The sequence below is a fragment of the Crinalium epipsammum PCC 9333 genome, from assembly GCF_000317495.1.
GTDB lineage: Bacteria > Cyanobacteriota > Cyanobacteriia > Cyanobacteriales > PCC-9333 > Crinalium > Crinalium epipsammum.
Genome location: NC_019753.1, coordinates 3478119 through 3501672, shown reverse-complemented (window position 1 = coordinate 3501672; position 23554 = coordinate 3478119). Strand labels below are relative to the sequence as shown.

The 23554-nt window shown below is 39.4% G+C and carries 28 protein-coding genes and 1 pseudogene; 9 read left to right on the top strand and 20 right to left on the bottom strand.

Annotated elements, in window-relative coordinates; all coding sequences use genetic code 11:
• Window positions 1-136: 136 nt before the first annotated feature.
• Complete coding sequence (locus CRI9333_RS15275) at window positions 137-619, top strand: response regulator (RefSeq protein WP_198013577.1); 483 nt, start codon at window positions 137-139, stop codon at window positions 617-619.
• On the opposite strand, the gene CRI9333_RS15270 is transcribed toward CRI9333_RS15275, so the two are convergent.
• Together CRI9333_RS15270 and CRI9333_RS15265 are read right to left on the bottom strand one after the other, a co-directional pair.
• Window positions 576-947: a DUF2294 domain-containing protein gene (locus tag CRI9333_RS15270; protein ID WP_015204069.1), complete on the bottom strand. Its 372-nt coding sequence runs from the start codon at window positions 945-947 to the stop codon at window positions 576-578. The genes CRI9333_RS15275 and CRI9333_RS15270 overlap by 44 nt on opposite strands.
• Before the next feature lie 210 nt (window positions 948-1157).
• Complete coding sequence (locus CRI9333_RS15265) at window positions 1158-2210, bottom strand: zinc-dependent dehydrogenase (RefSeq protein ID WP_015204068.1); 1053 nt, start codon at window positions 2208-2210, stop codon at window positions 1158-1160.
• Window positions 2211-2487: 277 nt separating this feature from the next.
• On the opposite strand from CRI9333_RS15265, the gene patX reads away from it, so the two are divergent.
• Both patX and hetR read left to right on the top strand, forming a co-directional pair.
• Window positions 2488-2700 carry a heterocyst-inhibiting protein PatX gene (patX, locus tag CRI9333_RS15260; RefSeq protein WP_015204067.1) on the top strand — a complete coding sequence of 71 codons (213 nt, stop codon included), beginning with the start codon at window positions 2488-2490 and terminating at the stop codon, window positions 2698-2700.
• 497 nt (window positions 2701-3197) lie between these two features.
• Window positions 3198-4097, top strand: coding sequence for a heterocyst differentiation master regulator HetR (gene hetR, locus CRI9333_RS15255; protein ID WP_015204066.1), 900 nt, complete (start codon window positions 3198-3200; stop codon window positions 4095-4097).
• An 11-nt stretch (window positions 4098-4108) separates the two neighbouring features.
• On the opposite strand, the gene CRI9333_RS15250 is transcribed toward hetR, so the two are convergent.
• The 3 genes from CRI9333_RS15250 to CRI9333_RS15245 all read right to left on the bottom strand — a co-directional run bounded on the left by CRI9333_RS15250 (window position 4109) and on the right by CRI9333_RS15245 (window position 6251).
• On the bottom strand, window positions 4109-5140 hold the full coding sequence (locus CRI9333_RS15250; RefSeq protein ID WP_015204065.1) for a zinc-dependent alcohol dehydrogenase: 1032 nt from the start codon (window positions 5138-5140) through the stop codon (window positions 4109-4111).
• A 193-nt stretch (window positions 5141-5333) separates the two neighbouring features.
• Window positions 5334-5513, bottom strand: a complete 180-nt coding sequence (locus CRI9333_RS25795) for a hypothetical protein (protein WP_015204064.1) — start codon at window positions 5511-5513, stop codon at window positions 5334-5336.
• A 519-nt stretch (window positions 5514-6032) separates the two neighbouring features.
• Entirely contained in the window at window positions 6033-6251 is a 219-nt protein-coding gene (locus CRI9333_RS15245; protein ID WP_015204063.1) for a DUF4327 family protein, read from the bottom strand.
• A gap of 431 nt (window positions 6252-6682) precedes the next feature.
• Between CRI9333_RS15245 and CRI9333_RS15240 the strand changes: the two genes are divergently transcribed.
• Together CRI9333_RS15240 and psaI are read left to right on the top strand one after the other, a co-directional pair.
• Window positions 6683-9202, top strand: a complete 2520-nt coding sequence (locus tag CRI9333_RS15240; protein WP_015204062.1) for a hypothetical protein — start codon at window positions 6683-6685, stop codon at window positions 9200-9202.
• A 68-nt stretch (window positions 9203-9270) separates the two neighbouring features.
• Window positions 9271-9387: a photosystem I reaction center subunit VIII gene (gene psaI / locus CRI9333_RS15235; protein WP_015204061.1), complete on the top strand. Its 117-nt coding sequence runs from the start codon at window positions 9271-9273 to the stop codon at window positions 9385-9387.
• Between the two features lie 126 nt (window positions 9388-9513).
• Here psaI and CRI9333_RS15230 read toward each other — a convergent pair whose 3' ends face one another.
• The 6 genes from CRI9333_RS15230 to CRI9333_RS15210 form a co-directional block, all read right to left on the bottom strand.
• On the bottom strand, window positions 9514-9633 hold the full coding sequence (locus CRI9333_RS15230) for a photosystem II reaction center protein J (RefSeq protein ID WP_015204060.1): 120 nt from the start codon (window positions 9631-9633) through the stop codon (window positions 9514-9516).
• Window positions 9634-9680: 47 nt separating this feature from the next.
• Window positions 9681-9803 carry a photosystem II reaction center protein L gene (locus CRI9333_RS25790; RefSeq protein ID WP_015204059.1) on the bottom strand — a complete coding sequence of 41 codons (123 nt, stop codon included), beginning with the start codon at window positions 9801-9803 and terminating at the stop codon, window positions 9681-9683.
• Window positions 9804-9812: 9 nt separating this feature from the next.
• Complete coding sequence (gene psbF, locus CRI9333_RS15225) at window positions 9813-9947, bottom strand: cytochrome b559 subunit beta (RefSeq protein ID WP_015204058.1); 135 nt, start codon at window positions 9945-9947, stop codon at window positions 9813-9815.
• Window positions 9948-9972: 25 nt separating this feature from the next.
• Window positions 9973-10218, bottom strand: a complete 246-nt coding sequence (psbE, locus tag CRI9333_RS15220; RefSeq protein WP_015204057.1) for a cytochrome b559 subunit alpha — start codon at window positions 10216-10218, stop codon at window positions 9973-9975.
• 159 nt (window positions 10219-10377) lie between these two features.
• Window positions 10378-11379 (bottom strand): photosynthesis system II assembly factor Ycf48, encoded by a 1002-nt coding sequence (locus CRI9333_RS15215; RefSeq protein ID WP_015204056.1) that lies wholly within the window; start codon window positions 11377-11379, stop codon window positions 10378-10380.
• Window positions 11380-11520: 141 nt separating this feature from the next.
• Complete coding sequence (locus CRI9333_RS15210) at window positions 11521-11856, bottom strand: rubredoxin (RefSeq protein WP_015204055.1); 336 nt, start codon at window positions 11854-11856, stop codon at window positions 11521-11523.
• Window positions 11857-12080: 224 nt separating this feature from the next.
• Here CRI9333_RS15210 and ndhC point away from each other — a divergent pair, with 224 nt between their 5' ends.
• The 3 genes from ndhC to CRI9333_RS15195 are packed head-to-tail and all read left to right on the top strand — an operon-like array spanning window position 12081 to window position 13709.
• Complete coding sequence (gene ndhC, locus CRI9333_RS15205; protein WP_015204054.1) at window positions 12081-12443, top strand: photosynthetic/respiratory NAD(P)H-quinone oxidoreductase subunit C; 363 nt, start codon at window positions 12081-12083, stop codon at window positions 12441-12443.
• Window positions 12440-13174 carry an NADH dehydrogenase subunit K gene (locus tag CRI9333_RS15200; protein WP_390370021.1) on the top strand — a complete coding sequence of 245 codons (735 nt, stop codon included), beginning with the start codon at window positions 12440-12442 and terminating at the stop codon, window positions 13172-13174. The genes ndhC and CRI9333_RS15200 overlap by 4 nt, the downstream gene beginning before the upstream one ends.
• Window positions 13167-13709 carry an NAD(P)H-quinone oxidoreductase subunit J gene (locus CRI9333_RS15195; protein ID WP_015204052.1) on the top strand — a complete coding sequence of 181 codons (543 nt, stop codon included), beginning with the start codon at window positions 13167-13169 and terminating at the stop codon, window positions 13707-13709. The genes CRI9333_RS15200 and CRI9333_RS15195 overlap by 8 nt, the downstream gene beginning before the upstream one ends.
• Window positions 13710-13838: 129 nt before the next feature.
• On the opposite strand, the gene CRI9333_RS15190 is transcribed toward CRI9333_RS15195, so the two are convergent.
• The 7 genes from CRI9333_RS15190 to CRI9333_RS15160 form a co-directional block, all read right to left on the bottom strand.
• Window positions 13839-14708 carry an aldo/keto reductase gene (locus CRI9333_RS15190; RefSeq protein ID WP_015204051.1) on the bottom strand — a complete coding sequence of 290 codons (870 nt, stop codon included), beginning with the start codon at window positions 14706-14708 and terminating at the stop codon, window positions 13839-13841.
• Window positions 14709-14842: 134 nt separating this feature from the next.
• Window positions 14843-15295 carry a type II toxin-antitoxin system VapC family toxin gene (locus CRI9333_RS15185; protein WP_015204050.1) on the bottom strand — a complete coding sequence of 151 codons (453 nt, stop codon included), beginning with the start codon at window positions 15293-15295 and terminating at the stop codon, window positions 14843-14845.
• A complete protein-coding gene (locus tag CRI9333_RS15180) occupies window positions 15292-15591 on the bottom strand; it encodes a hypothetical protein (RefSeq protein ID WP_015204049.1) in 300 nt (99 codons plus the stop codon). Before CRI9333_RS15180 ends, CRI9333_RS15185 begins: the two co-directional genes overlap by 4 nt.
• Before the next feature lie 83 nt (window positions 15592-15674).
• Window positions 15675-15902 carry a type II toxin-antitoxin system HicB family antitoxin gene (locus tag CRI9333_RS15175; RefSeq protein WP_015204048.1) on the bottom strand — a complete coding sequence of 76 codons (228 nt, stop codon included), beginning with the start codon at window positions 15900-15902 and terminating at the stop codon, window positions 15675-15677.
• Window positions 15903-16023: 121 nt separating this feature from the next.
• Entirely contained in the window at window positions 16024-16806 is a 783-nt protein-coding gene (locus CRI9333_RS15170) for an ABC transporter permease (RefSeq protein WP_015204047.1), read from the bottom strand.
• A 9-nt stretch (window positions 16807-16815) separates the two neighbouring features.
• Window positions 16816-17883, bottom strand: coding sequence for a hypothetical protein (locus CRI9333_RS15165; RefSeq protein ID WP_015204046.1), 1068 nt, complete (start codon window positions 17881-17883; stop codon window positions 16816-16818).
• Between the two features lie 274 nt (window positions 17884-18157).
• Window positions 18158-21340: a patatin-like protein gene (locus CRI9333_RS15160; protein ID WP_015204045.1), complete on the bottom strand. Its 3183-nt coding sequence runs from the start codon at window positions 21338-21340 to the stop codon at window positions 18158-18160.
• 153 nt (window positions 21341-21493) lie between these two features.
• On the opposite strand from CRI9333_RS15160, the pseudogene CRI9333_RS28365 reads away from it, so the two are divergent.
• Window positions 21494-21743 (top strand): annotated as a pseudogene (locus CRI9333_RS28365) (tyrosine-type recombinase/integrase); the annotation flags it as partial.
• On the opposite strand, the gene CRI9333_RS15155 reads toward CRI9333_RS28365, so the two are convergent.
• Window positions 21699-22487, bottom strand: coding sequence for an ABC transporter permease (locus tag CRI9333_RS15155; RefSeq protein ID WP_015204044.1), 789 nt, complete (start codon window positions 22485-22487; stop codon window positions 21699-21701). The pseudogene CRI9333_RS28365 and the gene CRI9333_RS15155 overlap by 45 nt on opposite strands.
• A 60-nt stretch (window positions 22488-22547) precedes the next feature.
• Window positions 22548-23531 (bottom strand): ABC transporter ATP-binding protein, encoded by a 984-nt coding sequence (locus tag CRI9333_RS15150; protein ID WP_015204043.1) that lies wholly within the window; start codon window positions 23529-23531, stop codon window positions 22548-22550.
• Window positions 23532-23554 lie beyond the last annotated feature (23 nt).

The following is a 23554-nucleotide window of genomic DNA, read 5'->3' as shown; positions in this document are numbered from 1 at the left end:
CCATTTGGGATTTAAGAGCTAGTTGAGCAAGTACGAGCCAGTCGGTTTCAAGCGCCACTCTGCCGTTTGAGGAATGCCTCGTCCACTCTAATGTTGAGGATAACCAGACAAATTGACGACCTTCCTAAACAGAGTTATGGATATGGAATTTTTTCTCGGCGGCACTAAGCAAACTACTGACCAACGACCATTAGTTTTAGCAGTAGATGATAACGAAGATAATTTAGATCTACTTACTTATATACTTGAGGTGTTGGATTGTGCTGTAATTACGGCTGTCAACGGCGAGGATACTTTAGCCTTAGCTATAACATATCAACCAGATATTATTTTGCTAGATATTCTCTTGCCAGATTTGCATGGTATAGAGGTAATACATAGACTAAAGCAGAACGCGCTCACAAGCTTAATCCCCATTATTGCTGTAACGGCTTTAGCAAGAACACAAGATCGAGATCAGGCTATCTTGGCGGGTTGTAATGAATACGTTACCAAACCATTTAATATTCAAAATCTAGAAAATTTGATTCGCTATTATTTTGTAAAGTCCAAAAAGTTTTTCAAAGATCGATCTGTTACAAGTTACGAAGTGCTGGTGAATCAGCCAATACAGCAATAGTACCACTACGACCTGTATCTAGTTTAGAATCACTCAACAAGTCAATTACAGATATTCCCACAATTTCTTCAATTAGTGCTTTGATCTGGGGTTGAATTACTTCTTCCAAATCTGAGCGTACTTGTTCAGCTAAATCTTCTTTACCATTTTCTGCTAGTAATTGCTCTGGTTTAGTTAATGAATTTTCCAGAATAATGGCTATTTTGGAATCAAAAATTTGACAAGTAATTTTACTAGGCTGATGCCCTAACTCATTGCGATATAAAGCCTGGATACTCTGAGAAAGAGTTCTTTCTAGTTGACCGCGTGTAACACTTGGTTTTTCCATTGGCGTATACCTAGACCTCAATAGGTTTCCATAAATGTTCTTGCTCTAATCTAACTTTAGCAGGATGATTAAATATAAAAAAGTATTAATAGCAAAATACTCGAAAAAATTAAACCCTACTACGCCTGAGTAGGGTGTGAGAGGTTAAGGGGTATAAAGATAGCATCGGTGGCAGTAAATTGACAACGAAGCCTGGTAATTGTTAATTGTTCAAGTGGAAGGGTAAATTAAGATTTTGTATGTTTCTGGGGTAGGAGCGATCGCTTGCTCGACTGCGGCACTAAGATCTTTGAGTGAGTAGCGATCGCTAATCAAAGCATCAACATCAATGCGTTGATTAAATACAATATCTGTGGCTAAAGCTTGTACCCGATAGGAAGAACTATAACTGCCCATCAAATCAATTTCGCGCCGATAGAGAATATTGGGGTTAAGCGGAATTTCAATTTGATCGGGGAATTCTGCAAAAAATAAAATCTTGCCGCCCTTGCGCGTACAGTCGAGGGCTTGGAAGAAAGCTTTCTCACTCGGAACCGCGAGTATAGCCGTATCAACTCCCATACCATTAGTTAGTGCTTGTATTTTACTGGGTAATTCTGGATCGCGGGCATCAAATGCTGCTTCAGCACCGACTTGTAAAGCTTTTTCAATTCTTGATGGGAGTAAATCAGTGGCGATCGCTATTCCACCAAAATACTTCACCAACATAATAAACATTAACCCAATTGGACCAGCACCCGTTACCAGAACTGTTTGCCCAGGTTTGATATCAGCTTTTTTAACTGCTTTGAGACAACAGTTAGTTGGTTCTACAAAACTCGCTTGCTCAAAACTAATATGATCTGGAATGGGTATTAACCCACCATTACGCACAATATGCCCTGGAACTTTAACATAATCTGCAAAACCGCCGCCACTAGGAGCAAACCCTGCTGTTGTAGTAATGTTTTTGTAAACATCGCACATCGAAAAGTTGTCATTGAGACAGTAGGCGCAGTGCATACAAGGAATATGGTGCATTACCACAACCCGTTGTCCCGTTTGCCAACTTGTAACAGCTTCTCCTACTGCTGAAATCACCCCAGCAGTTTCATGTCCAAATATGCGCGGTGGTTCATAAAGAGGATAGCGAATCTTTTTAATATCTGATTGACATAAACCCACCACTGCCACTTTTACCAGTACTTCATCTGGTGCGATCGTCGGTACTGGCACTTCTTCGTAGCTTAGTTGATTGACACCTCGAAATACTTGCGCTTTCATTTTTAATCCTCTTTGCCCACTTGCCTACCGCTAATTGACTCTAACATTACCAATTAGGCATCACCATTATTTGCAATATCTCAAGCTGCAATATATTTTTTTGCTTTTTATACATGGTATTCAAGATTTTTAGTCAACTTTCTATATAAATAGATTCATCTAAAAGAATTAAAACTTAACTAAATAACTAAAATAATAAACTCTGTTTGGAGTTTTTCCGGATCTATTAGCCCTAAATCAGAAACAGGTATTAGCAACCTTAGAGCAGGTATCTGCTATGCCTTTAGAAAAGTTTTTAGTTTTGTGTAGCTTAGTAGCAATTTCGGTTCCAGCAATTCATTTAGATAACCAATATAGCTCAACTAAGCTGCTGCCTCATAATAATGATCAAAATTTAAGTATTAACGCCCAACGTCCAAGGGATCAATCTCCTCATCGGGGTACGGGTCGCCGTGAATTGTATCAAGGAGTAGCGATCGCACACTTATAAAATTGTTTTAATAGCAATATCTGCCGAAGTCCCCACCGATAACCCGCTTCCCAAACACATTTGAGGTGGGGATTAATTTCGACAATTCAACATAATTCAAAGCTCTTTTTTTTTTATCTTAGTAGCACTTTACGCTTCTTTTTCAGTACTACAGTAAGATATATTCCACCTTCCACAAAGCAAAAAGCGCCAAGTTTTCTTTTAAATACGGCTCTTGGCAAGTTTAACAGTTGAGCCAGTAAAGGGTTTTTGTCCCCATTCTATGTATTAGGAATTACGCAAAGCCTCTATATGTAGGGTGCGTTACCCTGCGCTAACGCACCCTACCCACTATATATGGGGTAACTGCGTAAGTCCTGGTATTATAGATGACATTGGTAGACTATACCTGAAGCTAGCAAATTATTTGAAAAACCAGCCTATAATTCGGACGGGGTGCAATAGATTCGCTATTGTAGCTGTTACAGTTCTAGTCTGGGTTTGTGAGTAATCCTGAAATGAGCAACGACATAGATCTGATTAAAAGCCTTTGTCCTAGCGCAATGGATCAGATCCTAATTTACCTGGCTTTCAGCGCGATGAGAACTGGCGGGCACAGGCACGGGGCGTTTTTGGATGCTGCTGCAACTGCTGCAAAATTTGCCATTTACATGACTTATATGGAGCAGAGTCATAATATCCGTATGACTGGGCATCTGCACCATATAGAGCCGAAAAGGGTTAAGGTAATTGTTGATGAAGTTAGACAAGCTTTAACCGAAGGTAAACTGCTGAAAATGCTAGGTTCTCAGGAACCAAGCTATTTGATTCAGTTTCCCTATGTTTGGTTAGAAAGATATCCTTGGTATACGGGGCGATCGCGTATTTCTGGTACTAGCTTAACATCTGAAGAAAAGCGCCACATCGAAGCAAAAGCGCCAGAAAGCCTCCCTGATGCCCAAATAATTAGCTCTATCCAGTTTTTAGAATTAATAGAATTTCTCCATAGCCGTTCTCAGGAAAATTTACCACTAGATCAGTGCCTACCTTTAAGTGAAGCTTTGGCAGAACACATCAAGCGTCGCTTAATTTATTCAGGTACAGTGACAAGAATTGATTCTCCCTGGGGTTTACCTTTCTATGCACTAACACGCATTTCTTACTCTCCCGCAGACTCAGAAGAGCGTACTTATATTATGATTGAGGATACGGCTCGATATTTCCGATTAATGAGGGAATGGGCAGCGCGTGAGCCTCAAGTAATACGCTTATTGGAAGAATTGGATATCTTGCCGGAACAGATGGATGAAGCGATCGCAGAACTTGATGAAATCATCCGTACTTGGGCAGATAAATATCATACTAGCGGGGGTCAACCAATGGTCTTACAAATGATATTTGGGTCAAAATCTGATTGATGGGTCATTGGTCATTGATAATTGGGTTGAATGGCGACTTTAATTGCTTTACGATTTTTCATGTCTTGAAAAACTTGTTCTAGGTCTTGTAAAGGTCTGCGATCGCTCACTAACAATTCAAAAGGTATTGTTCTACTAGCTAGTAGTGATAACGCCTCTCGCACATACGTTGGTGTGTTGTGGAAAACACCTTTAAGTGTGAGTTCGTTATAGTGCAATTGCTCGGTATTAACACTAATAGTAGTATTTTTGGGGCAACCGCCGAATAAGTTAATTGTGGCACCAGGACGACCAAGGGCGATCGCACTTTCCCAAGCTGTCGGTACGCCTGTAGCTTCTATTACTACATCTGCACCCCAACCGTCGGTTAAATCTTTTACTACTGCTGGTAAATCACTAATTTCATGGTAATTAAATGTGCGGACTGCTCCAAATTTCTCGCCAATTTGTAGCCGTTGCTCGTTACCGCCAAATAAAAATACTTGTGACTGATTAGCCAATGCTGCTACAAACATTAAACCAATTGCACCGTCACCCAGCACTACTACTCGCGAATTTGGTTTAACATTTGAACGAGCTATACCATGTAATACACAAGCCAAAGGCTCAGTCATTGCTGCTAGAGCATCTGGTAAATCATCTGGGATAGGCAACAAGTTATGCTGCACAATTTGTGCAGGTATTTTTAGATATTGGGCAAATGTGCCGTTATTCCAAGTTAGGTTAGGGCAAAGGGAATATTCTTGGCGTTGGCAGAAAAAACAATTCATACAAGGCGCGGAGTTATTAGCAACTATGCGATCGCCCACTTGCCAACCACTAACTCCAGCACCCAACGCAACTATCCGACCTGCTGCTTCATGTCCAAACAGTGTCGGAAGTTTCAACATTTTGGCATGACCGCCACGCCGCCATACTTTTAAATCTGTACCACAAGTTGTTGCTGCCCCAACTTCGATCACTACCTCACCTGCATCCGGTGTTGGGTCAGCGACTTGTTCTAAACGTAAATCTTCTTGACCATACAGTAATGCTGCTAGCACTTCCCCTGCCTACAACCTTGCCTCCACCTGATTTTATCAGGGTTTTGCCCCTGCCTGTCCAAAGAAAGGAGGAAATTTTTGCTTTTATACGTTGCAAAGTAGAGCTAATTAATTGTTAATTGAATGAGGGGTTACTCCTCACTATCATCAACCCCCCAGAATTTTCAACTAGCGGTTTTACAACCGATATGCACTAAACTTTGAGCGGTTGTGGAAGGCGAGTGGTTCCACCTATAACTTCTCTACGCAGGACGTTATCAAGATTCAGGGGCATCATTTCCTGCCGACAGGAGGTGCAAAACCAATAAATACCCTTTTGCCGTGCATGGCGAAGGAGAGAGTTACCGCAGCAAGGACAAGTATTTAACCGCATGATCTATATCTCCGTATTAAAAAAAAGTATTTGTGAAAATTGGTTGACCAGTCTGTAGCCGTCCCTTGATAACAAAGCAAGTTGGAAGTGCTTGTCATTCAGCCGCTTGATATCTATCGGCAATAGTCGTAATTCTATTTTTTTTCTAGAGTAATTCGCATCTTTATAGAGGTGGTTTGTTAAGGTTTGTAAAGAAATTATTTACAGTTTTGACAGTTTTTTTTTATGGGTAGTGTTTGTTACTTAAATAAACTTAAAGACACCGAACAGGGCGACTGATTAAATTTACTGGCGGTTGGCAATATCAAAATGTCAACGCGCTGAATTTAAATTACATAACTACTGTGATATTCACAATAAAAGCTACCGATGGCTTGCTTCATCTATCTTGGGGATCATGTTATACCAGGGGATCCAGCCGTCAATAGATGTAAACTTTTCAGGTCTTAAACTTGGAGGAATTAAGTTTAAGTGTGTTTGTAAACACTAATGATTAAAGTCTAAAAAAATTGTTGGCTTTTAGTCGCTAGCAAATTCTCCCCAACCAATTAAATCGCCCAGACAATCCCTTAACATCAAATCGTTTTGTTCTAACTCGCGCTCTACACGCATCCATTCACGCGCAGGAATATATTGCCAAAGTTTATAGATGCGTTGGTGACGAGTGACAAATCCTTGCTCTACAAGCTGACGAGCTTCGTCTTGAATTATTGCTAGGGGGTATGAGCTAGAATTCATGTTACTTGCAGTTATTTGTAACAAAATTGTTTCAATAGAGCGCAGAAGTTAGTTGATCTCCTTGCTTTATAAATAAGATACCTAAACCAAAATAATTTTTTAGTTGTTTTGATCACAATTTACAAAAATTTTTGTCTATCTTGAGATAGGTAAGTATATCAACCTAATTAAAGGTATTACCCCACTCCCCGACCCTTATGGGTGTAGGTTTCCCTTTTTGAGCAGAGGAGGCAGAGGGAGCAGAGGGACAAGTAAAATTTATATTATTGAAATCGCTTGTTTTAGTGAATTGATAATTGTTAATTGTTTGTCTCACCTTTGGATTAAGCAAAAACTACGGAATAGCCAGTAAAGGGGCATACTTATGGCAACTAATGCGAAAGTGTGCGCTAATATGTAGAGCTAAGTTTCATGTTGCAACCTAGCCGCCGATGGAATTTTGGGAATTTCTGCTACAAAAAGAGGGCGATCGCTCTTGGATTCGCCCCAAGACAACTAATTTTGAAATCACAGCAGGTCGCTATCGAGTAGCGGCAAAGTCATCCCGTGCCAATGCGGAGGTGGAAGTTGCGGTTACTTATCAAGCAGTTGGTAAGCAACTATCTCAGCGTAAGACTAAGCAGCGATCGCAACGTACCAACCCAGAAGGGTTAATGGTTGTCATACCATTTACTAATCTCAATCCTGGAATTTGGGAACTGTGTTGCTATAGTAATCAAAAATCTCCAGTAGGCAATTGGCAGCAAGCCCTAAAACTTGAGGTGATACCTAGTATCAGTGAAACCTCACCTCAACAAACATTACCAGTCGAGGCAGCAACTTATATAGAGGATGCGATCGCCCCAGACAGGGACGAAAGTAACATTGCTGCACCATTATCAACAGAAATAGCAGATGTTACCTTTCCAGATTTAGTAATTGCCAATCAAACCTTAGCAAATGCTAGTAAATTAATTGCTGGTAGTGATGAAACTATCGAACCCGTATTAACAAGCCAAGCTCAAGCATATCAGCTTGAAGTAGCAGACAATCACAGAGCAAATACTACTGAGGTAGAGCATTCCAAGCCAACTTTCAACGTTTTATGGGATGAGTCTCTGCTCAACCTAGAGGAAATGTTGCAGCAAGTAATTGAGCCACTATTAGAAGATCTTGATCACTCAGAATCTCTTAAATACATCCCAAATACACCAGCAGAGCAACCTTCATTAGTTTCAGATCTTGATAACTTTCCAACCGCGCCAACTGTCAACAACATCCAACAGTTCAAATTAACCCTCGAACAGGAAACCTTTGTAGTTAGTAGCGGAAATCAGTTAACTTTGTCAGGTAAAGTAGAAGTTTTCAACAACCCCCAGCTATTAAATTTACTTTTTCAAGGAACATTAGGAATTCGCCTACGCGATCCCCAAAATTCAGAAATTTTACTAGATGTTAGGCAACCCGTAGAAGAACAACTACCCACCTTTAAATTTAGCTGTAACTTTAAAGTTACTATCAATTGCGAAACTCGTTTAATTTTGGGGGATGTGACGTTGTATGACCAGGCATCAATCGCCTTGGCATCTCACCCCTTCACGATGACAGTTGATTTAGAAGAATTATTCGATACAATCCTAGCTAAGAAAAACGAGGCGATCGCAGAACGTTTGGAGGAAGAATTAAATTACTCACTTACACAAGAGTTGATGTTACCTTCAGAACCCAGATATCTCGCTCAAAAACCAACAATTTTAATGGATAAGTTGTTGAAGTTAGTTGAACATCCTCAAAATCCTCAAACACTACAACCCTCACCTCACCAACCCTTACCTCCTCAAATTTACAACCCGACTTTCAAGGAAAAAAACCTCAAATCTCCGCAACTGCCTAAATTGCCTCAACGTGATCAAGCATTACCTCAAGGCACTAAAAATGCTCCTGATCTTGAAACTACTTCCCTAATAGTGGATTCAAATCAACCAAAAATAGCTCCGCAGCCATTGCAGCCTGCTTTTAACAACCAACATGAGATTACACCAGTAGTAAATTCTCAACCTAGTAAAGAAGCAATTATAGAGAATTCAATTAAACCAGAAGCGATAATTCCAGCCTATGAGATAGCATCTGATCAGCTTGCCCTGGAAGCATCTTTGATTAATAATCCCTTTGAAGAATTGCACTCAGAGGAGCGCTTTTTGTCGCGCCTCAATGCTTTGGCGACAGATGGCGATGTATCTGAAGAAATCGCTCAGGAATTATTATCTATTGATCATCAAGATCCTTATTGGGAAGTGGAAGGAGCCACTGAGTTAGATAGAGAGATTCAAGCAGCACTCGACTTCTTCGACAATCCCTTTAGTTTAGAACCCTCTACCACTCAAGAAGTACTTTGGCAGCCAGAAGAAAAACCTCAAACGCCTAATTTACCAGTTCATCTACCTATTAATCCTAGCGCCAGCTTTGATTGGGAAAGTTTAGAGATTGTCGTAGATGATGAGTTACCTGCACCACAAGAGACATCATCAGCAGTGACTACTGAATTAAATTCTCATATTCAGGTAAGTCAGCCCTTACTACCACAGGTTATTCCCAGCCAGCAGTTTGATGATCAGCCAGTACCAACACCTGAGTTAATTATCCCTGCTGGCGAACTTATATCTGGGGACTCTTTGACGGTATGTGTGAAATTGCCACTTGATGCCGCTAATATTTATGTCAAGCTGTGGATTAAAGATCGTCAAAGTCGTTTTTTACTAGATGAACCCCGCTTATTAGTAGAGTTTTTACCCAACGATGGGAGTTTGGAGGCAATTATTCAACTAACTGTCCCCTTTGGCAGCGTGGAAATCAATTTTGAGGCGATCGCTGTTAATATTTCTACACAGTCGGAAAGCCATAAAGTTACTATTGAGCGTGTGGTAGTTGATCCAGAAGTAGCTAACTTATTGTTTGAGGAGTTGGAAGTTTAACCAATGGCAGTAGGTTAGCAAATCAGGAGTAGAATTAGTATTTGTAATCTTAGATAGGAAATTTAGTTATGGCAGCTTCATTTTTGCCTTCACTTCTAGTACCTGCGGTGGGTTTGGTCTTTCCTGCGTTAACAATGGCTTTCTTATTCCTGTACATTGAACGCGAAGATCCCACAGGCATTTAGTCAATACCTCTGAGCAATAAAATAAAAGACCGCCGATTTAATCAAAGTCGGCGGTTATTTATTCTGTAATGAAAATTAAATTTTACAAGGTTGGCTATTGACATTTTCAGCCAACAATGCTGTGTCCTACATAGCGGAGCCTACACCTGCATAAGCACCATAAAAGAACAGACCAAGAACCACAAGTACACCTGTACCAGCAACAGTGGCGACAATCCACAAAGGAATTTTTCCGCTTCCAGACATAGTTTTTACCTCCTTATTTATCCCAACAATGCTTTACTTAAACTTGGTTAGTTGAAGAAATAACTGGAAAACAGGATACCAAGTACAAAAACCAAAAGTAATCCCAAATATAGGGAAGTCCTGTTTAATTCAACTGGTTGATTATTTGGATTGGGACTGCGGTCTGGCATATGTAACTCCTATTTTTGAATAAATTGCATAGCTGCGATCGCACCCAAGAAGAAAACGGTTGGCACTGCCAAAGTATGAACCGCAATCCATCTAACCGTAAAAATGGGATAAGAAACTGGTTGATTTGGAGTATTTGTCGTCATAATTTCTCACTAAAAAGCAAACTAATTACTTCAGAAATTGATCAATTTCTTGCTTAGATTCAAAACGGTCTGAGACAATCGGTACTTCTTGACGCTGTTGCGTGAAATACTCATTCGGGCGGGGTGTCCCAAAAGCATCATAAGCTAGACCTGTGCTAACAAATAGCCAGCCTGCAATAAATAATGCTGGAATGGTGAGACTGTGAATCACCCAGTAACGAATGCTAGTAATAATATCGCCAAAAGGGCGTTCTCCAGTTGTTCCTGCCATTGATATTCCTCCTAGTTAAAACCAACTAAAAACTCAGTTGATCGGCTCCCAAATCTAGTATAAAGTCACAATCAATCAGATAGTTGCTTGGGATCAATTTTATGCTCAATTTGGCTGACATTTTACACTCATTGCCGATCAACTTATCCCTCTGCTGTCTCACGCAGACTTTGCTTCACCTTGGTATTTCAGTAAAATACCTCGCTGACCAATGATAAATCCTTGCTCAGGTGTGACAAATACAATTTTGTAGAAATTAGATGCCACATCTTCAACTTCGCGGTCTTTTTGCCAAGTTTTACCGCCATCCAAACTACAAAGTAAATTGCCACTTCCACCCGCAAGCCAAATCTCATCAGGTGTGCGATAAGCTAAATCGAGTAAACCCCAACTGGTAGACATTTCAGGGTATTGAACTTCATCCCAGCTTTCTATATCATCTGACTTGCTAAATTGCACCTGACCGCCCCGCGCCAGCATCCACATACGACCATCTTGGGTAAATCCCATATTCTGCACACGACGGGAACTGTTGCGGTTATGACCTACCCAGGCATCTAAACCTGGTTCCCAGGTAGAGTAAAAATTACCTTTAGTAGACACCGCTACATATTTACCATCTGGAGAGCGAGATATATTACGAACTACACCCAAAGCATCTTGGACTAAAGCTTGCCAAGTTCTACCACCATCGGATGTGCGATAAATAGCACCAACGTTAGTAGTCATCTCGGCTGAGTTAGAATCAAGCGCCAAAATAGTGTTAGGCGCACCAGGTAACTTATTACTCAGTGGGATACGTGACCAAGATGTGCCGCCGTCTGTTGTATGTAGTAAAATCGCGGGTTCTCCTGTAACCCACCCTTCATCACCTGCAAAACTTACTGAAGTAAAGCGGTAATTTTGACTATCTACATCAACACGGCGAACCTGCCAGGTTTTGCCTCCATCAGTTGTTTCTACAAGTGTGGAGTCACTCCCCACTAACCATCCATGATTAGAATCTGCTGTAAAGGCAATATCTGCCAAGGTAGCTTGCGTGGGGACGTTAATTACTTGCCAAGGGCTGTTAGTTACAGATGCCACTTGACTACAACTGGCAGCAAGAACTGCGATCGCCAGTAATATTAAAATTTGTTTCAAAAATCTCACAATTGACATCACATGGATAACTGTTTGCAGCTAATAGCTAGTTAAAGCATATAGATAAGATATGTCGATCAGCATACCTGGTTAGGAACGTTTGTAGCTTATAGCGTAAACAACAGCTTACTTCCAGGCAGAAAAACCGCCAACTGGGTATTACTGCAAACCATAGAGACTTAGAAAGAACAAAACACCTACACCCAAAGCCCCAAAAATCAAGAGATTTTTCTGAGCAGGCGTTAAACGGTTGACACCTAAGCCATAGTTGAGATTTTCCTTAAAACCAGAAGGTGAACCTACAGGTCCCAGGTTTTGAAACGCCGTAGTTTTTGCCCCACAAACCGGACAGCGCCAGTTTAAGGGCAATTCATCAAACGTCGTTCCAGGTGGAATATTATTCTTGCTATCGCCTTTTTCCGGTTCGTAAGTATAGCCACAAGCTCGACATTCGTACTGATCTAACTCTTTAGGCTCAACGGCTGGATTACTCATTGCTCACCGCAGGAATTGAGAAGCCAATCTTAAAATCTCTGTTACAAATTATGACATGAATCTTGATTTTTTAATAAACTGTCTTCTACTAACTCAAATTATCAATGAGTTAAATTCTTTAAAACTAGAGACACGCTTGGCAAATCTCGCTCTTGAGAGCCTACTGCATATAATGTAAAGAAGTACGAACATAAGTCCTTTAGCCTGAGTAGTAGTAATCTATCGTGTTTGTTCTGACTGGCTATGAGTATTTTCTAGGTTTCCTGCTAGCTTGCAGTTCGGTTCCTTTCCTCGCATTAGCTGCATCGAAGCTGCTGCGGTCTAAAGGTTCTGGACCTGAGCGACGTACTACCTACGAATCAGGCATGGAACCGATTGGCGGGGCTTGGATTCAGTTCAACATCCGATACTATATGTTCGCATTAGTTTTTGTAGTTTTTGATGTTGAAACTGTTTTCCTTTATCCTTGGGCTGTCGCGTTTAATCGCCTGGGATTATTGGCTTTTATTGAAGCCTTGGTATTTATTGCAATTCTTGTAGTTGCTCTTGTTTATGCGTGGCGCAAAGGAGCGCTGGAATGGTCATGAATAACACCACAACTGCTGATGGATTTGAACAGCAGGCGCGAATTATCAACCCAATTGATCGCCCTCAAGTAACTCAAGAACTTTCGGAAAACGTCATTTTAACGACGGTTGATGACCTCTACAACTGGTCTAGGCTTTCGAGCTTGTGGCCGTTGATGTTTGGAACCGCTTGCTGCTTTATTGAGTTTGCAGCCATGATTGGTTCGCGGTTTGACTTTGACAGATTTGGTTTAGTGCCTCGTGCTAGTACTAGACAAGCAGATTTACTGGTTACAGCAGGCACAATCACAATGAAAATGGCTCCAGCGTTGGTTCGTTTGTACGAACAAATGCCAGAACCTAAGTATGTGATTGCTATGGGAGCTTGTACGATTACTGGTGGGATGTTCACTGTTGACTCCCCAACGGCAGTTCGAGGTGTTGATAAGCTGATTCCTGTTGATGTTTATCTCCCAGGTTGCCCTCCTCGTCCAGAAGCAATTATGGATGCAATTATTAAGCTGCGTAAGAAGGTAGCTAATGAATCCATGCAGGAACGTGGTCAACTTGTCCAACAGCATCGGTATTACAGCACAACCCATAAGATGAAACCTGTACCAGAAATTTTGACAGGTAAATATTTACAAAATGGAACCCACGAAACGCCACCGCAGGAATTAACAGCAGCGATGGGTATGCCAGTACCACCTGCTTTGTTAACTTCAGGAAAACAGGAGGTAAGTCGTGGCTGAAGAATCTCAACCAGTAAATGCTGAAAATACTGGAAATGCCGAGGCATCCCAAATAGTTGAGGCAGGAAAGGTTTCTCGCTGGTTAACAGAAAATGGTTTTGAGCATGAAGCTTTAGAACGCGACCATGTGGGTGTGGAAATTATTAAAGTTGATCCTGATTTTTTAATTCCACTTTCTACAGCACTTTATGCTTACGGCTTTAATTACCTGCAATGTCAAGGTGGTTATGATGTTGGTCCTGGTGAAGATTTAGTTAGCTTTTATCATTTAATTAAGTTGAGTGATAATGCTGATCGTCCTGAAGAAGTCAGGGTTAAGGTATTCTTGCCTAGAGAAAATCCCAAAGTGCCTTCAGTTTACTGGATTTGGAAGACTGCGGACTGGCAGGAGCGGGAATCTTTTGATATGTATGGGATTGTCTATGAAGGACATCCTAATCTCAAGCGGTTATTGATGCCGGAAGATTGGGTGGGTTATCCTTTACGGAAGGATTATATCTCGCCTGACTTCTACGAGTTGCAAGACGCTTATTGATGAATTTTCACCTAATCTCTCGCCGTTTGGCGCTGACACCCTGAAGGGTGCAGCTATACTAACAAAGCCCGCCTGCGCGGGCTATATTTTTAATTTATCCTTGTATAGATCTAGGTTTCAATCTGTGAGCTATGATGTAGCTGCGTCGATTTGTTGTACTTCTGTTGGAGATAGTTGAAGCTCAACAGATTTGATGGAATCTTCGATACTTGATACTTTGCTTGCACCAGGGATAGGTACGATCGCAGGTGATTTAGCTCGTAACCATGCAAGTACAATTTGGTAAACGGATACGCCTTTTTCTTTGGCTAGTTGTGCGATCGCATCTATTTCTTCTAGTTTACCGACACGACGACTACCACCTAACGGACTCCAAGGAATAAAAGTTAGTTTTTCTTGTTCACAATACTTCAATACGCCGTCAGTTTCAGGTTGTCGATACCAGGGGTTGTACTGATTCTGCACAGATACAATATTGACAAAATCACGGGCGCGTTTAATTTGTTCCACAGAAAAGTTAGAAACACCGATAAAGCGAATCATTCCTGCATCTATAGCTTCTTTAGCTGGTTTTAAAGATTCCTCAATTTTGTAATCAGAATCAGGTGCGTGATATTGCCAAACTTCTATTGGTTTTTCTCCGCCGAAGGCTTCAAAACTTTCGCGGATAGTTTGGCGTAAATGATCGGGATTACCATTGCGTGTCCAAGTACCATTAGGTCGCATTAAGCCGCCTTTGGTAGCAACAATAATCTTGCTGGTATCCCCTTGATACTCTTTAAGTGCCTTAGCAATCAGTTTTTCATTGTGGTGCTTATCTGATTCATCTTTGCAGTAAGAATCAGCCGTATCAATAAAGGTGATACCTAACTCAAGGGCGCGGTGGATAACTTTAATTGCTTCTGACTCTGGAGGTCTGCTACTTAAGGACATTGGCATTCCACCAAGACCTATAGCACTGATTGTAATATTAGTGTTTCCAAGTTGTGTTGTTTCCACTATTTAATCTCGCTTTATTTGTTAACGCTTTCGTCTCCTTTAAATTGATTAAATATATCTAATTAAATCTGCGTCTGTCTGAGGGTGAGTTTAGTTAAATTTGTTATGGTGCAATATACCTATTAAAACCTACTTTAGAGTAACGGTGGGATAGAAAAGTTAGTAAACAAACGCACATTATATGGCGCGGTTGCTAAAGTATTGACTAGCCTTTTATCTAAAGTTAACAAAGGTGCAGAAACTCGGTGAGCAAGGGCAACATAAGAGGCATCATAAGCAGAAATTCCGTAAGCTACGGCTATATTAACTGCTTCTTCCATTAATTCACCCATAGGCACAACTTTTAGCGGAAAACCTTTGAGAGTAGCTAAGTCTGTTTGAACTTGCTCTGGTGTGTACATTCCAGCGCGGACGTATTTCCAAAAAATATTCGCTATTTCGATATAAAACAAATCTGGGATATAGATTTCTGTCTGGGGAATGTTGAGATGAGTTAGTAGTTGATTCACATTAGGTGATAGTGGATCGGCAATAAATCTTTTAATGCCAACATTTGCATCAATGACACACTGTAAAAAGTTACTCATCTTTGCCGATCCTCTCGAATTAGTTCGGTACTATCGGGGAGTCCGTAGTCTAGAGGGTTGAGGCGAGGGCATTTGTCAATATCAGCTAAAAGTTGAGGAACTGCTTTACAGCGTTCTTCCCAAGTGGGATCTATTTCGGGGGAAGCGATAAACTTTAAAGGTTGTTGGGGCTTTTGTAATGCTTGTTTTAATAATTTAATCAGTTGTTCGTCAATAGTTTGATGATTTTGGTTAGCTAGTTGTTGTATTTGTTCCATTAACTCATCAGGTAGGTGATCTATAGTGAGTTTTGCCATAATATTTCTCCTTCGTAAAGTTTATTAAATGGATATGCGTAGGCGCAGCCCGCCGCAGGCATCGCATTCTTATTTATTGTGTTTTAAGCTACACAAACCAAATAATTGAATTGTTTAGGCTGTGGTAAAGCTTTACCATCTTGTTGATATTCCTCAATCAAAAGTTCTAAAACTTCTTGAGCATTCTTTAATGCTTCTTCATAAGTTTCACCATGAGTATGAAATTTTTGAGTAGGAAATTCGGGTAAATGTACAAAATAACCTTGATCTTCATTTGACCATTGAATCACAATTGTATAAGGGAAATTCATTCTTCTTCCTCCTGCTCTTGGATTAATTTTAATTTAGCGACTTTTTGATTAACTTCTTTATTACCCTTTGCGATACTTTGCGTTAACTTTGCGATACTTTGCGTTGAAAAAAATCCTTAATTTAACTAGAAGCACTGGTATAAAATCTGAGTGCAAACCTCCAAAATAACCGAGCAAAAAACAGCAACACTATTGCTAACACCCCAGCCCCAACTAACCAACCAATTTGAACTTTACCAAGCATTGCTTCTGCGGGGACTGTTGTTAAAAATGCTACTGGAACTATAAAAGTAAAAAAGAAGCGATAAGCCGCAGGATATGCCACCATTGGATATCTACCAGCTTCAATAAAACCTCTCAGAACTTCGGTAACGTTATAAATTTTGACAAACCAAACGCTAGTTGCTCCCAGGATAAACCATAGGCTATACAGAATTACCAATCCAAAAAATAAGGGTACTGTGCTGAGGATATACCCGCTTGTTGGTAATTGCAGGTTTTTACCAGCGTAACCGATTAATATTAATCCAAAAAATATATCTGGTAGTCCCCAAGGTGAAAGGGTACGAGTAGAAAGCCAAAATTGACTACTAATTGGTTTAAGGAGTATAAAATCCAGGGTTCCTTTCTGGATGTGATCGACAATATGGTTGAGGTTTGGTGCTAGAAAAGTAGCGGAAAACCCCTGAAGCAGAGTAAATATTCCTAGAACTATTAATGCTTCATCCCAAGACCAACCTGGAAATGTGTAGCCGTTGCTATAAAACAGTGATACACCGAAAAGGCTACCAGCAAGGTTTCCTAAGCTGCTGATGGCTGCTAGAATAAAGTTTACTCGATATTCGAGTTCGGCGGCGATCGCAGCACTCCAAAATAGTTTTAATACTCTTAAATATCTTTGCATCTGCTTGAATTAACTCAATATAATCAACAACGCCACTCCAACCGCCAAAACAATCAAATTACCAATTAAAAAATAGCGGTCAATTTTAATTATCCTGGCAATTTCTTCTGGCTTTTCGCTCTTTACCCAGTTAGCTGTGATAATTGCCTCTAAAATTGCTGCCATATTCAGCACATAAGCCAGTGCATATATTTTATCTAGTAAAACCAGATAACCAACATCAGGTAGTGCATCTGAGTAAGACTGCTGTAAAAACACTATAGTTAATAGGGCAGTTGCAGGCAGAATAATCCGAGAATCAACATAAAGTGGATACAGTAACAATGCTCCCCAACTAGAAAAAATTACAATTAATAAAGGTAATAATAGTTTCCATAAGAACAGGCTGAGAGGTCGGAATATTAACAATTCATAACGTAAGCTAGAATAGGTTGATTTGTTTTGTTTGACGCTAGGATCTCCAAAACTAGAAGCATACTCATGTACTAAGTTTTGCATTTGATAATTTTGGATTTCCCACCCTGGAGCAGATAAATCATCAGCATATCCAGAGCCATCTTTTTCTGCTATATAAACTAATTGATCTGTTGTATAAAATGAATTTTCTAGGGTGATTTTTAAACTTTGTTGATCTAATGGATAGCGAGTAAATAAAAATGGTTCCCGAAAGCGACCTTCTGTTTTAACTACTTGATAAAAGCTGCCGTCTGCTAGTTTTTCTGGCTTTTCATAACCAGCTTCTTTGGTAAGACTCCAATCTTCAACGCCGTTGGTAAATTCCAGTTTTTCAACTGGATCAATCTCACCTTTCCACTTAAACCACATATAAAAATCTATGTAGTAAGTATTACTCGACGGGTTAATATCGTAGAGATTTACAGCATAGATTCCTGTCTTAACTTGTTGTGCTGTTGCAGGTATTTGAGATAAAGGTTGATAGGTGGTTGAGGTTATTGGGGCTTGAGCCGAAGCAATCATATTTCCCCCTAATTGAACCAACAATAAAATCATAGCGGTACACAAGGCAGAAATTAGCAGCTTACGCGGAAAAAAGTTTCTCCAAGAAAGTAGATTCATAGGGGGTTGATATCAGTTAGTTGCAAAGTAGATAGGTTCAAAATTATTTTGAGTCGATATCATTTTACAATCGCATTAATACTTACTTGCGTTCAATATTGGGAAGTTAGGGAAATGCGAACTGACAAGTCACGAAGAGCGCAATACTCCTACGGAGTCGCTACGCGATCGCACTTGATACTAAGCATTTATGCTCTGCTAATACTTACGTTTTTATGTTTACTAACGAGCAAATATTAATCTTTAAAATCCAAAAGATTAAATGACAAAATGCTCAAAAACGCCACCACAAAATAAAATTTATTACCAAAATAGCAATATTTATCATCCAGCCGACAACTGTCCATCCAAAGCGACTCCAAAAATCAAGAGGGTTAGGCTTTGACTTGTTTGAATTAATTTTAGCTTTGGTTTTGCGTTGCCATGTTAGGAAAATATCTTGAAAAATCAGAATACCTTTAAGTAGAAGTTTTATACGCTCGGATTCGGGAATATGATAAAAAGTTTCTAAACCAATTTTATAATGTTGATTGAAGAAGTCTTCTTTCTCTTTTAATGAGATAGATTTGAGAGATTTTTTAGCAACTTGTTTGACAACAAGTGCAGTGATGGCTGAATCGAAACTAAAGTCTATCCGATTGAATTTAGGAATAGCTATGGACTCGTCAGACTTCTCAGCAGGTAAGGGAGCGTCAGGCTTGTCAGTTGGCACTTTTTGTTGTTTTCCGTCCAATTGCTCCTCAATAGAAACTTCCATAGTCTGAATTAAATCTTGGTCAAGAATAACAAGATGCCCAACAGAAACTAGGGAATTTATAAAATCTTGTAAGTACTCTTTATTTATGGGTTGTTCGCCACTGCTAGGAGCATATAACGATGGAAACAATTTTTCTAGTTTTTCCTTTAATTCCTTTTTTTTGTCCATCAAGTATTGCTTGTCTACCTCTGATTTTAAGCTGCGTTCGCGATCAAAATCAGAAAATAATGCTTCCTCAAGCAAACGGTCTAAATAACTGGCTCGATCAATTGGCTGATTCTTTTTCTTTGCCTCTTTCTCTGCTTCAATTTCTAATAATTTTGGAAAATTTTTGATTTTTTCCTCAGTTACTAAAGCATCAACGATGCGATTAAGTCCATCCAAACGTCCCCATAGTATATCATTGGCACGCCAAGATTTCTTGAAAAAACCACCAAAGGCTCTCAAAGTATCTCCAGCAAGTTTTTGTTCCAGTCGTTCGCCATCATTAAACTTACTAGATAAACCCAATTGTGCATCTTCAGGACTAATTCTAAAAGTCTCAATTAACTGTTTTTCTGGAATACCTGCTAAATAATCTAAAGGGTATAGAACTGTATCAAGTTTTTCAAATTGGTTAAAATAATTTAACAATTTTTCTTTAATATAATTATAATGCTCTACTTCTCCAGACCCACTACTTAGCAGTTTCTTTTTGGTTTCATCTACTAGCTTCTTAAGTAGAGATTTTTCTGCTAAATCTTGCAATTCAACAAGTTGTTCCTCTCCAGAAAGTTGAAAAAATTTATTTAAAGAAGATAATGACTTTATTTGGTGAATTTTTTCCGTTAAATCTTTGTTTAATTCTTTAATAGAGAACTCATGGTTCTCTGACTTTGATAGTGATTCTGTATTGAGAAATTGCCCGTGTAACCATAACATGGCTCTATAGAATTTTTCGGTAAATTGCTCACTGGAATTATTGGATTCATCTAATAATTTTAAAAAATATTTTTCTATTTCTGGACTAATAAATAACTTGTCTATATTGGATTTAATTGTTTCAATAAGCTTTCTATACTTATTCAACTTATTAATTATTAATTTTAAATTAATCAATATTTCATCGTTTATAGAACTTTGTTCAATCTCCTGCTTTTTTTTACTCTTGAGCCATTCACAAAGATAGTTTTCATCAAGCAACCTGTACACGTATTCAGTAATAAAAAAGTACTTTCTTAAGGTATAGTCAACATCCAGGTGACAGATGTCTTTCTCAAGTTGCTCAAGAAGCTTTAACCGTTTAGAGCTAGCTTGTGGCGTAGTGAATGGTTCGGCAAGTAACTTTGCAGCTTTCTCTAATTTGTTAGTCCGATTTTTTTCTTGTTGACTCGCTTTTACCAAGCCTTCTGACTTCAAAAATATTAAAGGAAGAATTTTATTTTCAAGACTAATGAGGCGTGTCCGTAGATAAACATTTCTTTGTTGATCGTAAAAATCGTTATTTTCTTGATCCTTTTCTTCGATATCTAAAAGAGTCTCAAGATCTGCCAGCAAAAACTTGTAGCGACGAACTTTCTCGTTGTGTTCATTGATTAACTCCAAATCTTTATTGATACTTTCATATCTCGGCATTGCAATTAGAGAATCTTGTACAACCCGAACAATATTAGGTTTTAACATATTCTCGTACTCAGAGTTGCCTTTAAAACGGTCTGGACTTGGATCGACATAAAATAGCTTGCGGGAAACTCGACGATCTACTTCTCGGTGATAAATTTCTTTGATTGTATAGCTAAATGGACGATTGTCTAATACACCGCCATCAACAAAGTGAAGGCGATATCCTGCGCCAGGATCGTCCTCTATGTCACTGAGTTTCTTGCCTTTCTTATTATGTTGTTTTAATGAGAGCGAATTATCGAGTTTTGGCTTGTTTTCAGGCACAATTCGATTGGTTAAATCTCCCCATTCAATTAATTTTTTATCGGGGTCGTTCTTATCTAAAGGTTCAAGCTTGACTGTCACAGAGGGGAAAGCAACTGGAAAACAAGAGGTGATTTGACACAACTTGGCAAGTGCCTCACAGGTAATATCATCAGGATTGAAAGGGTTATCCGCATAATCACGATATTTTAGATGAAAAATTGCCTGGTGATCTTTAAGCTCAATTACACGATTTGTATTGTCAAATACTTGATTAATTTTACCCATAGTATCAGTACCTGTAATAAATAAATCGAGTTCTTTTATTTCTGAAACCCAATCATCTTCAGGCGCGTTTTCTTTTAAATCTTTTATCCGAGCTACGAGAGCTTCTTTGATTTCTTTTTTATAGTAGCCTACTCCATTAAAAAAAGAAGATATGTCAAGACCAGAATACTCTTTTGGATCGAAAAGGAGTTTATTAATATCTCCACTGTTTTTCCAAACGTCAGCGAATTTATCAAATTTAATACAATTTTTTCCTTGACTGTTTGCTAGAGCATAACTTAACAAAACTCCATTAATCCCTCCGGCTGAAGTTCCTGAAATAATGTCCACTACGATATCAGCATCTGTAAGAGCTTTGATCAGTTTATAGATTCCTCGACCTCGGACAGCGTTATAGAATTCTTGGCAAATTCCATTCATGTAAATTGCCAAGGCGACACCTCCATATACAACTAATCCAAGACGATGTTCGCGAGAGAATTCAGGTTTATCGAGTCTAGAAGACATAGTATTTTTTTAATTAAAAGTAGACAAATTTTAAATTTTGCAGGTTTGACTGCCTCTGCGATTCAGAGGAAAAGACATCATAAATATAAATCCTGCGACCCATAATTGTTGAATATTGTCACAAAACCTGACAATATTATTGTGAGTGCGATCGCTCTTGATGCTGGTATTAATAAAAAACTTAGTCCGCATAGGATTAGACATTCATCAGTAACAGCAATACTCTTCTGCTACTAACGGAGATGTGTGGCGGGTGCAGAAGTTATCCAGGCACTCTAATCTTAATACCTTGATGATTTACGATGACAACCGATTCCACCAACAGGCAATTACAGATTTACTTGCTGACCTAAACCCCTTACGCACCCATCCCAGAATAATGCTTCAAACCTTTACGCCATAACCAACGATTTAACACAAAAAAGAATACACTCCAACCTATTATTACTAATAACCCTTGCCCTATATTCACTGGCAACCCAATCAAAATTGCTGCGGGAAAATGTATCATATAGGGAAAAGGTGTCCATTGCACCACATTACGCACAGTTTCGGGAAATAATTCTAACGGTGCAATCAAACCAGATAAAAACAGATAAAATAAATACCATAGTTGCTCAATTGCTGAAGCTTTTTCTGTCCAAAAAGCTAACATTCCAAAAGTGTACTGAATGATAAAACGCAATACAAAAGCCAGCAATGTTGCTATCAAACACAGCAATAAGGTTTGCAACTTTGGTATCCAAAAAGCTTGAGGATAAAGTACAAAAAATAAAATTACTAACCCTACAGTAAAAGGAATCCGAGCAATACGTTCAGAAATATGTCCAGCAATGTGATGCCATGCTGGATCTATTGGTTGTAGCAAGCGCGGGGATAATGTTCCTTCTACTACTTCCCTTTCAAAGTCCCAAACAACCCAAACAATTGTTAGCTGTCTCACCATAAAAACCGCAAAAAAATAGCGTACTAAATCTATCGGTGATAGCCCAAATTTTCCACTTTGAGCAGCTTGATTCCATACACCCATTAAAATAATTGGTAAAGAGTTAGATAACGCCCAAAATAGTAATTCTGCGCGATACTCTACCATGTGGGCATAATAAGTAGTGAGAAAAGTTGTAGTAGTTCTAATTAATCGCTTCATTAGAAGGAGGGCAACGGATTTGGCAACGGATTTAACGGATAAGTTGTCGCTGGTAGATTTTTATTCAACTACTCCAGCAGTAAATACTCGACCAATTACTTCTTCTACTGGTGGATCAGTTACAGTTAGATCCATTACTTCTAATTCCGCTAAAATTTGAGCTACTGTGCGAGTTAGTGTTTCTCGCTTTACTAAAAAACGTACTTCTCTCCCTTCTACCGATTCGACTTCACCATAATGTACTAATTTTTCTGCGGGTAAAGGTTGCGCTAGTTCTACTTTAACTTCACGATAGGGGGCAAAGCGGTCTAAGAGGCTTTCTAATTTACCATCGTAGATTAATTGCCCTGCATGAATCAGCATCACTCTTTGGCAAAGTGCGGTGATATCAGCCATATAGTGGCTGGTTAAAATAATTGTTGCTTGGTAGCGTTGATTATATTCACGTAAAAAGTCTCGCACGCTGACTTGGGCGTTGACATCTAGCCCCAAAGTTGGCTCATCTAAAAATAATACTTGGGGATGATGAAGCAGTGCTGCTAGTAATTCTGCTTTCATGCGTTCCCCCAAGGAGAGTTTACGCACGGGTTGGTTAAGCTTACCTTGCAGGGAAAGCATCTCGACTAATTCGCCAATGCGCTTGCGATACTCATCTTCAGGGATACCATAAACAGCCGCGTTGATATTCAAGGAGTCGATTGCTGGTAAATCCCACAAAAGTTGCTGTTTTTGCCCCATTACTAAGGTGATTTTTTGCAAAAATGCTTCTTGACGGCGAAAGGGAACGAATCCAGCAACTCGGACTTTACCACCAGAAGGATGAATTAACCCTGTCAGCATCTTGAGTGTGGTGGTTTTTCCAGCACCATTAGCACCTAAAAAACCTACTACTTCACCTGCATTGATTTCAAAGGAAACATTTTGAACTGCGTTAACTTGGCGATAGTTACGACGGATGAAGTGCGCTAATGTACCTTTGATACCTGGTTCTTTAACGGCTACGGGATAAACTTTGCTGAGGTTTTCAGCTACAAGTATCGGCATACTATTTAAATTGGCATGGCGTG

What these genes read in the sequence shown, in the direction of transcription:
- CRI9333_RS15230 (WP_015204060.1), bottom strand. Translation starts at nt 9,633, where the DNA reads ATGTCTGGAAGCGGAAAAATTCCTTTGTGGATTGTCGCCACTGTTGCT.
- CRI9333_RS15155 (WP_015204044.1), bottom strand. Translation starts at nt 22,487, where the DNA reads ATGAAGCGATTAATTAGAACTACTACAACTTTTCTCACTACTTATTAT.
- CRI9333_RS15180 (WP_015204049.1), bottom strand. Translation starts at nt 15,591, where the DNA reads ATGGCAAAACTCACTATAGATCACCTACCTGATGAGTTAATGGAACAA.
- CRI9333_RS15270 (WP_015204069.1), bottom strand. Translation starts at nt 947, where the DNA reads ATGGAAAAACCAAGTGTTACACGCGGTCAACTAGAAAGAACTCTTTCT.
- psaI (WP_015204061.1), top strand. Translation starts at nt 9,271, where the DNA reads ATGGCAGCTTCATTTTTGCCTTCACTTCTAGTACCTGCGGTGGGTTTG.
- CRI9333_RS15200 (WP_390370021.1), top strand. Translation starts at nt 12,440, where the DNA reads ATGAATAACACCACAACTGCTGATGGATTTGAACAGCAGGCGCGAATT.
- CRI9333_RS25790 (WP_015204059.1), bottom strand. Translation starts at nt 9,803, where the DNA reads ATGCCAGACCGCAGTCCCAATCCAAATAATCAACCAGTTGAATTAAAC.
- CRI9333_RS15275 (WP_198013577.1), top strand. Translation starts at nt 137, where the DNA reads ATGGATATGGAATTTTTTCTCGGCGGCACTAAGCAAACTACTGACCAA.
- CRI9333_RS15240 (WP_015204062.1), top strand. Translation starts at nt 6,683, where the DNA reads ATGGAATTTTGGGAATTTCTGCTACAAAAAGAGGGCGATCGCTCTTGG.
- CRI9333_RS15185 (WP_015204050.1), bottom strand. Translation starts at nt 15,295, where the DNA reads ATGAGTAACTTTTTACAGTGTGTCATTGATGCAAATGTTGGCATTAAA.
- CRI9333_RS15160 (WP_015204045.1), bottom strand. Translation starts at nt 21,340, where the DNA reads ATGTCTTCTAGACTCGATAAACCTGAATTCTCTCGCGAACATCGTCTT.
- CRI9333_RS15245 (WP_015204063.1), bottom strand. Translation starts at nt 6,251, where the DNA reads ATGAATTCTAGCTCATACCCCCTAGCAATAATTCAAGACGAAGCTCGT.
- CRI9333_RS15165 (WP_015204046.1), bottom strand. Translation starts at nt 17,883, where the DNA reads ATGAATCTACTTTCTTGGAGAAACTTTTTTCCGCGTAAGCTGCTAATT.
- patX (WP_015204067.1), top strand. Translation starts at nt 2,488, where the DNA reads ATGCCTTTAGAAAAGTTTTTAGTTTTGTGTAGCTTAGTAGCAATTTCG.
- CRI9333_RS15210 (WP_015204055.1), bottom strand. Translation starts at nt 11,856, where the DNA reads ATGAGTAATCCAGCCGTTGAGCCTAAAGAGTTAGATCAGTACGAATGT.
- psbF (WP_015204058.1), bottom strand. Translation starts at nt 9,947, where the DNA reads ATGACGACAAATACTCCAAATCAACCAGTTTCTTATCCCATTTTTACG.
- CRI9333_RS15215 (WP_015204056.1), bottom strand. Translation starts at nt 11,379, where the DNA reads ATGTCAATTGTGAGATTTTTGAAACAAATTTTAATATTACTGGCGATC.
- CRI9333_RS15170 (WP_015204047.1), bottom strand. Translation starts at nt 16,806, where the DNA reads ATGCAAAGATATTTAAGAGTATTAAAACTATTTTGGAGTGCTGCGATC.
- psbE (WP_015204057.1), bottom strand. Translation starts at nt 10,218, where the DNA reads ATGGCAGGAACAACTGGAGAACGCCCTTTTGGCGATATTATTACTAGC.
- CRI9333_RS25795 (WP_015204064.1), bottom strand. Translation starts at nt 5,513, where the DNA reads ATGCGGTTAAATACTTGTCCTTGCTGCGGTAACTCTCTCCTTCGCCAT.
- CRI9333_RS15175 (WP_015204048.1), bottom strand. Translation starts at nt 15,902, where the DNA reads ATGAATTTCCCTTATACAATTGTGATTCAATGGTCAAATGAAGATCAA.
- hetR (WP_015204066.1), top strand. Translation starts at nt 3,198, where the DNA reads ATGAGCAACGACATAGATCTGATTAAAAGCCTTTGTCCTAGCGCAATG.
- CRI9333_RS15265 (WP_015204068.1), bottom strand. Translation starts at nt 2,210, where the DNA reads ATGAAAGCGCAAGTATTTCGAGGTGTCAATCAACTAAGCTACGAAGAA.
- CRI9333_RS15150 (WP_015204043.1), bottom strand. Translation starts at nt 23,531, where the DNA reads ATGCCGATACTTGTAGCTGAAAACCTCAGCAAAGTTTATCCCGTAGCC.